12 protein-coding genes and 2 tRNA genes are annotated in these 11,930 nt (G+C 37.4%); 9 read left to right on the forward strand and 5 right to left on the reverse strand.

Going from position 1 to position 11,930, the window contains the following annotated elements:
* Positions 1–169: 169 nt before the first annotated feature.
* The 4 genes from lysA to FW768_RS14370 form a co-directional block, all read right to left on the reverse strand.
* Positions 170–1,369 carry a diaminopimelate decarboxylase gene (gene lysA / locus FW768_RS14355; RefSeq protein WP_185151980.1) on the reverse strand — a complete coding sequence of 400 codons (1,200 nt, stop codon included), beginning with the start codon at positions 1,367–1,369 and terminating at the stop codon, positions 170–172.
* A 262-nt stretch (positions 1,370–1,631) separates the two neighbouring features.
* A complete protein-coding gene (locus FW768_RS14360) occupies positions 1,632–2,855 on the reverse strand; it encodes a 3'-5' exonuclease (protein ID WP_153396521.1) in 1,224 nt (407 codons plus the stop codon).
* A 40-nt stretch (positions 2,856–2,895) separates the two neighbouring features.
* Positions 2,896–3,219 carry a hypothetical protein gene (locus FW768_RS14365; RefSeq protein ID WP_153396523.1) on the reverse strand — a complete coding sequence of 108 codons (324 nt, stop codon included), beginning with the start codon at positions 3,217–3,219 and terminating at the stop codon, positions 2,896–2,898.
* A gap of 34 nt (positions 3,220–3,253) precedes the next feature.
* On the reverse strand, positions 3,254–4,780 hold the full coding sequence (locus FW768_RS14370; protein WP_153396525.1) for a helicase HerA-like domain-containing protein: 1,527 nt from the start codon (positions 4,778–4,780) through the stop codon (positions 3,254–3,256).
* Between the two features lie 380 nt (positions 4,781–5,160).
* Here FW768_RS14370 and FW768_RS14375 point away from each other — a divergent pair, with 380 nt between their 5' ends.
* The 3 genes from FW768_RS14375 to FW768_RS14385 are packed head-to-tail and all read left to right on the forward strand — an operon-like array spanning position 5,161 to position 7,269.
* The gene (locus FW768_RS14375; protein ID WP_153396527.1) at positions 5,161–6,570 is read left to right on the forward strand and encodes an MBL fold metallo-hydrolase; all 1,410 of its coding nucleotides are present in this window, start codon (positions 5,161–5,163) and stop codon (positions 6,568–6,570) included.
* Positions 6,571–6,574: 4 nt separating this feature from the next.
* Complete coding sequence (locus tag FW768_RS14380) at positions 6,575–6,952, forward strand: rhodanese-like domain-containing protein (protein ID WP_185151981.1); 378 nt, start codon at positions 6,575–6,577, stop codon at positions 6,950–6,952.
* A 17-nt stretch (positions 6,953–6,969) separates the two neighbouring features.
* The gene (locus tag FW768_RS14385; RefSeq protein WP_153396531.1) at positions 6,970–7,269 is read left to right on the forward strand and encodes a thioredoxin family protein; all 300 of its coding nucleotides are present in this window, start codon (positions 6,970–6,972) and stop codon (positions 7,267–7,269) included.
* Between the two features lie 68 nt (positions 7,270–7,337).
* Here the strand turns inward: FW768_RS14385 and FW768_RS14390 are convergent, their stop codons facing one another.
* Positions 7,338–8,090, reverse strand: a complete 753-nt coding sequence (locus FW768_RS14390; protein WP_153396533.1) for a nitrilase family protein — start codon at positions 8,088–8,090, stop codon at positions 7,338–7,340.
* A gap of 108 nt (positions 8,091–8,198) precedes the next feature.
* On the opposite strand from FW768_RS14390, the gene FW768_RS14395 reads away from it, so the two are divergent.
* The 6 genes from FW768_RS14395 to FW768_RS14420 all read left to right on the forward strand — a co-directional run bounded on the left by FW768_RS14395 (position 8,199) and on the right by FW768_RS14420 (position 11,895).
* Positions 8,199–8,639, forward strand: a complete 441-nt coding sequence (locus FW768_RS14395) for a DUF6646 family protein (protein WP_153396535.1) — start codon at positions 8,199–8,201, stop codon at positions 8,637–8,639.
* Between the two features lie 103 nt (positions 8,640–8,742).
* The gene (rseP, locus tag FW768_RS14400; protein ID WP_153396537.1) at positions 8,743–10,224 is read left to right on the forward strand and encodes an RIP metalloprotease RseP; all 1,482 of its coding nucleotides are present in this window, start codon (positions 8,743–8,745) and stop codon (positions 10,222–10,224) included.
* 80 nt (positions 10,225–10,304) lie between these two features.
* A tRNA-Asn gene (locus FW768_RS14405) sits at positions 10,305–10,378 on the forward strand.
* A 367-nt stretch (positions 10,379–10,745) separates the two neighbouring features.
* Positions 10,746–10,819, forward strand: a tRNA-Asn gene (locus tag FW768_RS14410).
* Positions 10,820–10,882: 63 nt separating this feature from the next.
* The gene (locus FW768_RS14415) at positions 10,883–11,074 is read left to right on the forward strand and encodes a hypothetical protein (protein ID WP_153396539.1); all 192 of its coding nucleotides are present in this window, start codon (positions 10,883–10,885) and stop codon (positions 11,072–11,074) included.
* Between the two features lie 59 nt (positions 11,075–11,133).
* Entirely contained in the window at positions 11,134–11,895 is a 762-nt protein-coding gene (locus FW768_RS14420; protein ID WP_231128694.1) for a hypothetical protein, read from the forward strand.
* Positions 11,896–11,930: the final 35 nt, after the last annotated feature.

Consider the following 11,930-nt stretch of genomic DNA (forward strand, 5'->3'; position numbering starts at 1 on the left):
ATTCAATATTTTTTTGGTGGTTGTTTTATTCTGCTATCTCTATCAAATTTAGGTAATAAATTCTAAACTGGTCACTATCTGATATTAACATTCAGATAAAGAAATCAGGTTTATTCACAAAAAAACTCCGCAAATTACTGCGGAGTCTGATATATACCTTTTATCAATCTTAGATTACTTCGATCTGGTTTCTCAGCAGATCTTCAAATTCGTCTCTTTTACGAATCAGATGGGCTTTTCCATCTAAAAACAGAACCTCAGCAGGCTTTAATCTTGAGTTAAAGTTCGAACTCATTTCAAAACCATACGCTCCGGCGTTATGGAAGACAAGGATATCTCCCTCTCTTACTTCATTCAATTTTCTGTCCCATGCGAAAGTATCGGTTTCACAGATATTTCCTACTACTGTATAGATTCTTTCGGCGCCTTTAGGGTTGGAAAGGTTTTCAATCATATGGTAAGAATCATAGAACATTGGACGGATCAGATGGTTAAATCCTGAATTCACTCCTACAAACACAGTTGCCGTGGTTTGCTTAATCACATTGGCTTTTACCAGCAGATAGCCACTTTTTCCAACTAAGAATTTTCCTGGTTCAAACCATAATTCAAATTTTCTTCCTGTTGATTTCGCGAACTCTGAAAGTACTTTTTCCACTTTTTTACCCAGCGTTTTTACATCTGTTTCCTCTTCACTGTCCTGATAAGGAATTTTAAATCCGCTTCCCATGTCCAGGTATTTAAGATTCGGGAAGTGTTCAGATAGCTCAAGCATGATATCCAGAGCCTGAAGGAAAACATCAGGGTCTTTAATTTCACTTCCGGTGTGCATATGAAGCCCTTCCACATTAAGATTGGTACTTTTCATCACTCTTTCGATGTGACGGACCTGATGAATAGAAATACCGAATTTGCTGTCGATATGCCCTGTTGAAATTTTATAATTTCCGCCTGCAAAAATATGTGGGTTGATTCTTACAAGAATCGGATACGTGTTTCCGTATTTATTTCCGAATTGCTCCAGAATAGAGATATTGTCAATATTGATATGTACACCATGCTGCATTGCTTCTTCAATTTCTGCAAGATCTACACAGTTGGGTGTAAAAAGTATTTTTTCTTTAGGAAATCCTGCCTTCAATCCAAGCTTTACTTCATTTATTGATACACAATCTAAAGAGGCGCCAAGGTTCTTGACATACTTCAGAATATTAATGTTCGTCAGCGCTTTAGCAGCATAAAAGAACTTTGTGTGTTTTAAAAAAGATGATGTAAGTTTTTCGTATTGAGTTTTAATAGATTCAGCATCGTAAACGTACACCGGTGTGCCATGTTCTCTGGCAATCTGTAGCAAATCTTTTGAATTCATAATTTCATTTTAACATAAAAAAAGGCAGATTCTTCGAAAAGAGTCTGCCGCATTGATTATTTTTTTATGCAAGACAACCCTTTTAAATATTCCAAACCTTAGAGAACTTTACAGCTCCCTTTTTTCCAGTTTTTATTTGTTTAAAATTTTGCATTGCTTCCTTTTATTTTTTGCAAAAATACTATTTATTTTTTTATTTCTTGAAAATTGATTTGAAGAGCCTTTTCTTCCGATGAAAATTGCCTCTATTTAAATTTCTCTATTATTTCGGCAAAGGTAAGGTCTCAAAATCGCCGCGAAGGAGCGCCAGCTGTAATTCATTATTTAAATCTGCTGAAGAAAGAGGAAGGTCTATTTTCAGTTTGGCAAGCTTGCTGAGGGTTTGTATCTGCGTGAACAGCTCATAAAAACCATAAGATATAACTTTTCCGTTATCAATGATTAAAAATAATTTTTCGCCCAGTTTTCGGCCGGTACCCAGCCAGAGTTCGTTTCTTTTTCTGAAATCTATTTTCTTTTTGAAAGCATTGATATCATTGAATTCCTCATGAGAGCTGATAAATTGTACTGCTTTTGTGCCCTGGGTGAACGACCTGAATTTCACGATTGGCTTTTCTGTTTTATTCAGTTTATTCTTCTCAACAATGTATTTGTTATTTCTGAAGTAAAGTCCGAAAGGCAGACTTTCTCTTTTCTTGATATTTTTAGAGTTAAGAATCAGCCTGGCAATAATATCTGTGCCTGTAAGCTCATAATTGATCTGTTCCACATCTTTCTGAACCTGCTCCCATTTCTTAGACTTGGAATTAAAGACCTTTTTTGAGAATTTATTAATATCCTGAACATAATCTGATAAAATAATCTTTCCGGCTTCATTCTGAAAATACACAAACCCTTTTTCATTAGGCAAATCTTGTGTAAGTTCTTTGATCTTGTTGATATAGCTTTTGGCATTCGACTCTTCATGCTGCTTCTGAATGATCTCATTTTCCGTGTCTTTTGAGGCCAAAAGCTTGAATAGTTCCAGCGTTGCCCTTGCGTCTCCGTCAGCCCTGTGATGGTTTGTAAGAGGAATTCCTAATGACTTAACCAGCTTTCCCAAAGAGTAGCTTACCTCATCAGGAATTAGCTTTTTAGCCAAAGGAATGGTATCCAGCGTATTAATCTTATAATCATAGCCTAACCTTTTAAAGGACTGGCGCAGCATTCTATAATCAAAATCGATATTGTGACCTACTAATGTTGTATTTTGGGTAATCTCTATAACTCTTTTGGCAATTTCATGGAATTTCGGAGCTGTTTTCACCATTTTCGGGGTGATACTCGTCAGTTTCTGTACGAAAGGAGTGATGTCACTTTCCGGATTGACAAGGGATATAAACTGGTCAGTAATTTTCTGGCCATCATATTTGTAGATGGCAATATCTATAATGCATTCATTTCTATAACCTGCACCATTACTTTCTATATCTATAATTGAATACATTGAATTTTCTTGCTATACTGCTGTTTTTTTTAAGTTCAAATTAATAATTCCTGTCATAAGTAGTCCGAAACACCGTGTCAGAAGACTTAATGCATACCCCATGCCATAGGTCTGCAATGGCTGAAGCAAAGCTTGTTGAGCATCTTTCACATGAGAAACAAATACAGCCAAAATCACATACAGGCATATGAATGAAACAATTCCTCCAAATAACTGGTGCATCCACCTTTTTATCTGCCAGCAATGGCAGCCCTGCTAAAATAACAAAAAATATGTCAAAAACAGTAAAACGTTCATTAATGCTGTCCATAATCAGCTTCAAAACGGCCAGGCCTACAAAGTAAAAAGCTGATATTCTTTTCATAACAGTTATTTTTTATGGATTATAAATTGAGTTTTTATCTTCTTCTTCCACCCAGCCCGAACATTCCGAGAATAGCTTTTGCACCTTCCCTCATCAGTGTAGAGGTAAAGGTTCTGCCTGCTTTGCTCTGAAGCACCTGTTCAAACATTCCCGGTTCTTCTTTCACTGGTTTTGTTTTTTGTGTCGGAGCTGAATTCTGAACGGCCTGCTCCATTCTGTTTGTTAACATCTCATATGCTGATTCACGGTCTATAGCCTGTTCATATTTAGCAACCATGGCAGATCTTGAAGTCAGTTCCGAAATTTCGGCATCATTTAAGACATCCATTCTGGATTCTGGCGAAATCAGATAAGTGTGCACCAGTGGTGTTGGAATTCCTTTTTCGTCCAAAGCTGTGATAAATGCTTCTCCAATTCCCAGATTCTGGATCAGATTGGAGGCATTGTAGAATTCGGTAGTCGGATAATTTTCTACGGCTTTTGAAATCTCTTTTTTATCTTTTGCCGTAAAACCTCTTAATGCATGCTGAATTTTAAGTCCCAGCTGTGACAATACATTTTCTGGAACGTCTCCAGGAATCTGTGTAATAAAGTAAATTCCCACACCTTTGGAACGAATAAGCTTTACCATGGTTTCAATCTGAGACAAAAGCGCTTTTGAAGCCTCATCAAAGATAAGATGTGCCTCATCAATGAATAAAACAAGCTTTGGTTTTCCGCTATCCCCTTCTTCCGGGAAAGTCATATAAATCTCCGCAAAAAGTGAAAGCATGAAAGTAGAAAATAGCTGGGGCTTATTCTGAATATCAGATACCCTTAAAATATTAACCACTCCTTTTCCGTCTCTTGTTTCAAGAAGGTCCTGTACATCAAAGCTCAGTTCACCAAAAAAGCTGGTTGCTCCCTGCTGCTCCAGCGCAACGATTGATCTCAGAATAGCTCCTAAAGAAGCCGGAGCAATTGATCCATAGTTAGCAGCAAGTTCAGCTTTTCCCTGTGCATTATCTGTAACATACTGAAGTACTTTCTTCAGGTCATTCAGATCAATCAGCGGAAGCCCTTTATCGTCACAGTATTTAAATACAATGGACATAATACTCTGCTGGGTATCGTTCAGTTCAAGGATCTTGCTTAGTAAAACCGGACCGAATTCAGTTACGGTAGCTCTTAATTTCACTCCTTTTCCTCCGGAAATACTCATCAGTTCCACCGGAAAAGCCTGCGGATTGTAAGGAAGCTGTGTCTTTGCATACCTTTCTTCAATAACAGGATTTATCTGCCCTGCTTCAGCAATCCCTGAAAAGTCACCTTTTATATCCAGAACTAAAGAAGGAATCCCTGCATGAGAAAGCTGTTCTGCAAAAACCTGCAGTGTTTTGGTTTTACCCGTACCGGTAGCTCCTGCGATAAGACCATGTCTGTTAATCGTTTTTAAGGGAATAGTAACATTCACTTCGGGAACCACTTCCCCGCCCAGCATTCCTTTTCCTAATATAATGTGTTCTCCTTTCGGAGTATATCTTGCATTCAGTTCTTCAATAAATTGTGCTTTATCTGCCATTTGTTCTTTTTTTAACATATAAATATAAAAGTTTTTGTAAAATATTCAGTTATTAAAATAATATTCCGGAAAAATCGGAGGTAATATCTCCGGAAACGCATTTTCAAGCCGTGTCACCTGCAAATTTTAAACCATGGAAATAAAAAACATGAACAAACTACCTTATCAGCTGGCAATACATAAATATTTTCATTTAGCAGACATGATAAAAAACAGTCTACAAAATCAGTATTCTTTTACATGCTTTTTTATCTGAAAACAAAGGACTTTACCATTGGAAAAGCATCACATATTGACAGAAACTATCGTCCGGATTTAACATTTCATTTACATTTCATCTAATACTTTGTATCTTTATCTAAAATTTTAAAAAGACCCTCATGAAAATTGAACAAATATATACGGGCTGTCTGGCTCAGGGAGCTTATTATATTGTATCAGAAAACGAAGCTGTTATTATAGATCCACTCAGAGAGGTAAAGCCTTACCTTGACCGTCTGGAGAAAGACAATGTTACTTTAAAATATATTTTTGAAACTCATTTTCACGCTGATTTTGTCTCAGGACACCTGGATCTGAGCAAAAAAACAGGTGCCCCTATTGTATACGGACCTACTGCTCAGCCTGAATTTGAGGCTGTCATTGCTGAAGACAACCAGATCTTCGAGATTGGAAAAATAAAAATAAAGGTTCTTCATACTCCGGGTCACACCATGGAAAGTTCTACATTCCTTCTGATTGATGAAAACGGAACTGAAACTGCTATTTTCACTGGAGACACGTTGTTCCTTGGTGATGTAGGAAGACCTGATCTTGCTCAAAAAGCCACCAGCCTTACCCAGGAAGATCTTGCCGGAATTCTATATGACAGTCTTCAGAATAAGATTATGCCTTTGGATGACAGCATAACGGTTTACCCTGCACACGGTGCCGGTTCGGCCTGTGGAAAGAATATGCAGAAAGAAACCGTAGATATTTTAGGAAATCAGAAAAGAACCAATTACGCTTTAAATCAGCCGGATAAAGAATCTTTTATCAGGGAAGTGCTTGACGGACTTACAGCCCCGCCAAAATATTTCGGAATGAACGTTGCCATGAACAAAGGCGGTTATGAAAGCCTGGATGTGGTAATGAACAAAGGGCTTACTCCTGTTCCTGCAAATGATTTTGAGGCATTGGCAGAAGAAACAGGCGCTTTGATTCTGGATACCAGAAGCCCTGTAGAGTTTCACAAAGGATTCATCCCTAATTCTGTGAATATTGGCTTAAAAGGAGATTTTGCACCATGGGTAGGAACTCTTATCGTAGATGTAAAGCACCCGTTACTGCTGGTAACTGATGAAGGAACTGAAGAAGAGGTAATCACTAGATTGAGCAGAGTTGGTTTTGATAATGTATTGGGATATCTGGACGGAAGTTTCAACGCATGGAAAAATGCTGGCAATGAAACGGATGAGATCAAAAGAATTTCTCCGACAGAGTTTGCGGAACAGTTTGATGATAATTCAATTGTTATTGATGTAAGAAAGCTTGGTGAATATACTTCCGAACATATAGACAATGCTTACAACAAACCTCTGGATACCATCAGTGACTGGGTACACAGTATTGATGATTCTGAACATTTCTTCCTTCATTGTGCCGGAGGATACCGAAGCATGATAGCAGCAAGCATCCTTAACTCACACGGAATCAGAAATTTCACTGAAATAGAAGGTGGATTTAATGGAATCAAAAAAACAGAAAAACTTCCGACAACTGATTTTGTATGCCAGTCAAAAACGTTGTAAACTAATGAAAGGAACAATTTTCGGATTCATTTTCACATTATCTTTAGCGTTAACATCCTGCAATACAACCAGTAAGACAATCACTCCAAGGACAAACCTCCGTGAAGTGGTTAACAGTTCAGATGTTACCTTAGTGGATGTAAGAATTCCTGAACAGTATAGTGCGGGAACGGCAAAAGGTGCTATCAACATTCCTCTGGCAGAAATACAAAATAATATTGATGCTCTTAAAGGAAAGAAAGTTGTTGTTTTCTGTAATAAAGGGATTCAGGCAGATCAGGCCATGGAAATTTTAAAGAAAAACGGGATGGAGGCTTACGATGGAACCAGCTGGAAAAATGTAAAAGCCATTCAGGATGAAAAACAATCCGGAAAACCATAAAATCTAAAACCAGAATTATGTCACAAAAATTTCAGGAAATCATTAACTCGGAGAGACCGGTACTTATTGACTTTTTCGCAACATGGTGCCAACCGTGCAAAGTACAGTCTTCTGTTTTGAATACTGTAAAGGAAAACGTAGGCGAAGGAGCCAGAATCATAAAAGTAGATGTAGACCAGTATCCAGCCATAGCGGCTCAATATGGGGTACGGGGTGTTCCTACTCTCGCGGTTTTCAAAAACGGTGAACTTTTATGGAAAGAAAGCGGAGTTCACGATGTTAATACATTGACGGAACTGCTTAAACAATATGCTTAAAAATTTTAAGGCCGGGATTGAGATTAAAACAATGAATATTTTGTCTGCATTTCAATCCCGGCTTTACTTTATAATTCAACGGTAAACTGATCTCTGTCATTCAGAAACTGGAAGTGCTGTCTGAAGCTTTTTAGTTCTTCCATATCCAGGTTGGCAGAAACAATATTTCCTTTCTTTTCCGAAATTTCTTTTCCGTCCGCAAAAAAGCAGTGTGAGCTTTCCTGATAGAAAAGGTTGTTCCCATCGGTTCCTGTTCTGTTCAGCCCAAAAACAAAAGCAAGGTTCTCAATCGCTCGGGCTTTCAGCAGATGTTCCCAGGCTCCCACTCTTTTTTCAGGCCAGTTCGCCACATATAAAATGGCATCATAGTCATCATTATTTCTTACAAAGACCGGAAAACGCAGATCATAACATACCTGCAGCAATATTCTGAATCCTTTATAATTAACAATTACCCTTTTATTTCCGGGCGTATATACTTTATCTTCTCCTGAAAAAGAGAACAGATGCCTCTTATCATAAAAAACAGTTTCAGCATCAGGCTGTACAAAATACATTCGGTTATAAAACTTTCCATTTTCTTCCACCGGAGCGCTTCCGCAAAATGCTGCATTTTTTTCACGGGCAATCTTTTTCAGGAATTCCAGAGATTCTTCATTTTTATCTGAAACTTCCGCGGCATCCATACAAAAACCTGTAGAAAACATTTCGGGCAATAAAAACAGATCTGCGTTGTGATCTCTGAATTGTCCTTCGATCAGCTGAAAGTTTTTGTCTTTATTTTTCCAGACAATATCTAGATTAAGTCCTGCAATTTTCATAAACTTTGTTAAAAAACTTCACTAAAAATACGATTTTCCATTGATTTCGGTTCTATTTTTGATGCGGATATTTTTTATTCATCACATTCAATTAAAAATGTAAAATTTATGAAGAAATTGCTTTTTGTGTTTATGATCTCTTTTTTCGGAACAGCAGCCTATGCTCAGGCGTGGACGGGAAAAGGTGACCAGAAGATTCAGCTGGGACTTAATGCCTGGGGATACGGAACAGGAGTAACAGGAACTTATGACTACGGGCTAAACAAACTTATATCCATAGGAGCCGGGCTTAATGCATATTTCGGCGATTATAAAGACAATGATAAGGATAACCGTGTTTTTGTTTTCGGAAGACTGAACTTTCACCTTCAGGAGGCTCTTGGACTACCTTCCAAATGGGATATCTATCCGGGAGTTGATCTTGGGGTTTTAGGAAAGGATTTCGGGATCGGAGCGCATATCGGAGCCCGATACTATTTCACTGAAAAAGTGGGTGTTTTTGCCGAAGTGGGCAACAATGGCAGTCTGGGAGTTTCTTTCAATCTGTAACATCCTTACAATATATGACAAAGCTTCTCATTTCGAGGAGCTTTTTTATTTGGCATAGTTTTGATAATTGTTACCTTTGCAAATTAAAATCTAAAATTTATTAATGGAATTAGCAATCAAGATTTTCCAGTTCATACTAAGTATTTCTATTTTAGTAGTTCTTCATGAGCTTGGACATTTTTTACCAGCGAAATGGTTCAAAACCAGAGCAGAGAAATTTTTCCTGTTTTTCGATCCCTGGTTTTCAATTTTCTCAATGAAGAAGATCAACGGAAAATGGCAGTATAAATTTATATCCAAAAACCTTCCTGATACAGAAATAATTGAAGTAAACGGAGAAAAAAAGGAGGTTCCTATCGATATATCAAAGCTTCCGGACAACGACTGGAGAAAGCATCCTGAACAGACCAAATACGGTATCGGGTGGCTTCCTTTCGGAGGATACGTTAAGATCGCAGGAATGATTGATGAGAGCATGGACAAAGAGCAGATGAAAAAGCCTGCACAGCCATGGGAATTCAGATCTAAACCGGCCTGGCAGCGTCTGATCATTATGCTTGGAGGGGTTACAGTAAACTTTTTCCTGGCATGGATCATTTTCGGATGTCTTTCCTATTTTAATGGAGAAACTTCTTTTGACACGTCTAAAGTGGATGCTCCGATGCATTATACGGAGATCGCCAAAGCAATGGGCTTTAAAGATGGAGACAAAATTTTAAAAGTAGACGGAAAAACTCAGAATAACCTTGACAAATTATCTCTTGATATTTTATTAAGTGATCAGATCACGGTGTTAAGAGACGGAAAAGAACTTACTTTCAATACGAATGACGACGGAAAAGCAATGGCATTCAAGGATGAAAATCCAAGAGCATTCCTTACGCCTAGATTTGCAGCAGTAATAGATACCATTGTCAATCCTAAAACAGCAGCAGCTGGTTTAAAAGTTGGTGACCAGGTAACTTCAGTGAACGGACAGAAAATCGCTTATTATGATGAATTCCGAACTGTTGTGGGTAAAAATCCGGGGAAAACAATTAATGTAGAGGTATTGAGAAACGGAACACAGGTTCCTCTGAGCCTTGAGATTTCCAAAGAAGGAACTTTAGGAATTTCTTCTTATAAACAAATGGATAAATATGCAAAAACTGAGCATTTCACTTTTGCACAGGCTATCGGAAGAGGCTATACAAGAAGTATCGAGAGTTTAACGTACCAGGTTAAGCAGTTTAAACTAATTTTCAATAAGAAAGTTCAGGGATATAAGAAAGTAGGCGGACCTCTTGCGATTATCAAGAATATGCCTGTAGAAAAGTCTAAAGAAGGCAAAGTATCGATCAACTGGACTATGTTCTGGGGCTTCACTGCAATGTTCTCTGTATGGCTGGCTTTCCTTAACCTAATCCCAATTCCGGGGCTTGATGGCGGGCACGTACTGTTTACATTATGGGAAGTGATTACTGGAAAACCGGTTCCACAAAAGATACTGGAAAATGCCCAGATGGTTGGAGTTATCTTCCTGCTTGGATTGATGGTACTGATCTTCGGAAGCGACATTTTCAAAGCCATTACCGGAAGTTTATAAGATTTTTGAATTTTTTTCAGAAAATATTTGTAGGGTATAAATATTCGTCCTATATTTGCACCACTTAAAACAAAGGACATTCCTCCTTAGCTCAGTTGGTTAGAGCATCTGACTGTTAATCAGAGGGTCGCTGGTTCGAGCCCAGCAGGAGGAGCAAAAAGACTTACAGAAATGTAGGTCTTTTTTTGTTTATAATCTTTTGATAAATTAAACGGATCAGGCTAGAAGTTGAACTAGACTAAAACATATGGTTAAATAATCTTATGTGCAATTATTTTTTATCACAAAAGAATTTGCGCTTACAATATTTCATCTAAATAAGTAAAAACAGCTTCATCATCAAAGATGACTTCTCAATTTGTACACATAGCCTAAATACCATCAAAAAAAATTTAAGGTTTCCACAATTTTATTTTCCTGAAAAATAAATGGATAGCTGATTTCGTTTAATATTAGGAAATAAAAATTTGCTTGGTACTGATATTCCTATTATATTTGCACCACTTAAAACAAAGGAAAATTCCTCCTTAGCTCAGTTGGTTAGAGCATCTGACTGTTAATCAGAGGGTCGCTGGTTCGAGCCCAGCAGGAGGAGCAAAAAGACTTACAGAAATGTAGGTCTTTTTTTGTTTATGTGTAAAAACTAACTATTAAAATCATGAAAAGTAAAAAAGGTCCATCCATTATTTTCATCATTCTGGCGATCATTATAGGATCGGCATTGTACAAACAATTCGACATTGAAAATCTAAAATTTAAGAGCACTGGTCTCGCAATTCTCTATTTCGTCACTCTTATATTCTGTGTTTATATTCTGATAAAAGATTATATCAATAAGCCCAAAGAATAACTTCCACAATGATCATCTATTTTCAGTAATTTCACAGTCAACATTATCCAAATTAACAGATGAAATTCAGATTTTTAGTATTAGTGCTGCTAATGTATAGTTTCATTCACGCACAGGACGAAGAACTTGATGCTTCTAAAAAAGCAAATGTCAACAACATCATCTCTTTATTTAAAAGGAACAATGTAAATGACATTTCAAATATGATCAATTATCCTTTACAGAGGAAATATCCTATTCCTGATATTAAAAACAAAAAGGAATTTAAGCAAAGGTTCAGTGAAATTTTTGATAAGGTTCTTATCAGGCAGATTGCCCATTCAAAAACCAGCCAATGGTCGGAAGTCGGTTGGAGAGGAATCATGCTGGATAACGGACTGGTATGGATAGACAGCTATGAAGGAAAGATAAAGGCTGTAAATTACGAGAGTCCTTTTGAAAAAAATTTAAGGAAAAAATTGATCCAAAAGGAAAAAGAAAGCGTACACATTTCCTTGAAAAAATTCGAAGTTCCGGTATATAAAATAAAGACGAAACAATACCTCATCAGGATTGACGAAATTTCCGACGGTAAATACAGATACGCTTCCTGGAAACTAGGCAGCAAAGAAAATACCCGGCCGGACCTTATTTTGAATAACGGCGAACTGGATTTTCTGGGAAGCGGTGGAAATCACGTGATCACCTTTACCAGCGGAAATTACACTTATAAAGTTTACAGAAATATCATCTCTGAAGAAAACGGTGCAGACGCTGCTCTTGAAGTAGAAAAAGACGGCCAGAATATTTTAAGCCAAAACGGTACATTAACAACCGACTAAAAAAAATACACATATTCTTTCTCAAACGATTTACC

Origin of the sequence: Chryseobacterium vaccae, from assembly GCF_009602705.1 — a bacterium.
Classification (GTDB): Bacteria; Bacteroidota; Bacteroidia; order Flavobacteriales; family Weeksellaceae; genus Chryseobacterium; species Chryseobacterium vaccae.

What these genes read in the sequence shown, in the direction of transcription:
- FW768_RS14390 (WP_153396533.1), bottom strand. Translation starts at nt 8,090, where the DNA reads ATGAAAATTGCAGGACTTAATCTAGATATTGTCTGGAAAAATAAAGAC.
- FW768_RS14415 (WP_153396539.1), top strand. Translation starts at nt 10,883, where the DNA reads ATGAAAAGTAAAAAAGGTCCATCCATTATTTTCATCATTCTGGCGATC.
- rseP (WP_153396537.1), top strand. Translation starts at nt 8,743, where the DNA reads ATGGAATTAGCAATCAAGATTTTCCAGTTCATACTAAGTATTTCTATT.
- FW768_RS14395 (WP_153396535.1), top strand. Translation starts at nt 8,199, where the DNA reads ATGAAGAAATTGCTTTTTGTGTTTATGATCTCTTTTTTCGGAACAGCA.
- FW768_RS14380 (WP_185151981.1), top strand. Translation starts at nt 6,575, where the DNA reads ATGAAAGGAACAATTTTCGGATTCATTTTCACATTATCTTTAGCGTTA.
- FW768_RS14420 (WP_231128694.1), top strand. Translation starts at nt 11,134, where the DNA reads ATGAAATTCAGATTTTTAGTATTAGTGCTGCTAATGTATAGTTTCATT.
- FW768_RS14360 (WP_153396521.1), bottom strand. Translation starts at nt 2,855, where the DNA reads ATGTATTCAATTATAGATATAGAAAGTAATGGTGCAGGTTATAGAAAT.
- lysA (WP_185151980.1), bottom strand. Translation starts at nt 1,369, where the DNA reads ATGAATTCAAAAGATTTGCTACAGATTGCCAGAGAACATGGCACACCG.
- FW768_RS14385 (WP_153396531.1), top strand. Translation starts at nt 6,970, where the DNA reads ATGTCACAAAAATTTCAGGAAATCATTAACTCGGAGAGACCGGTACTT.
- FW768_RS14365 (WP_153396523.1), bottom strand. Translation starts at nt 3,219, where the DNA reads ATGAAAAGAATATCAGCTTTTTACTTTGTAGGCCTGGCCGTTTTGAAG.
- FW768_RS14370 (WP_153396525.1), bottom strand. Translation starts at nt 4,780, where the DNA reads ATGGCAGATAAAGCACAATTTATTGAAGAACTGAATGCAAGATATACT.
- FW768_RS14375 (WP_153396527.1), top strand. Translation starts at nt 5,161, where the DNA reads ATGAAAATTGAACAAATATATACGGGCTGTCTGGCTCAGGGAGCTTAT.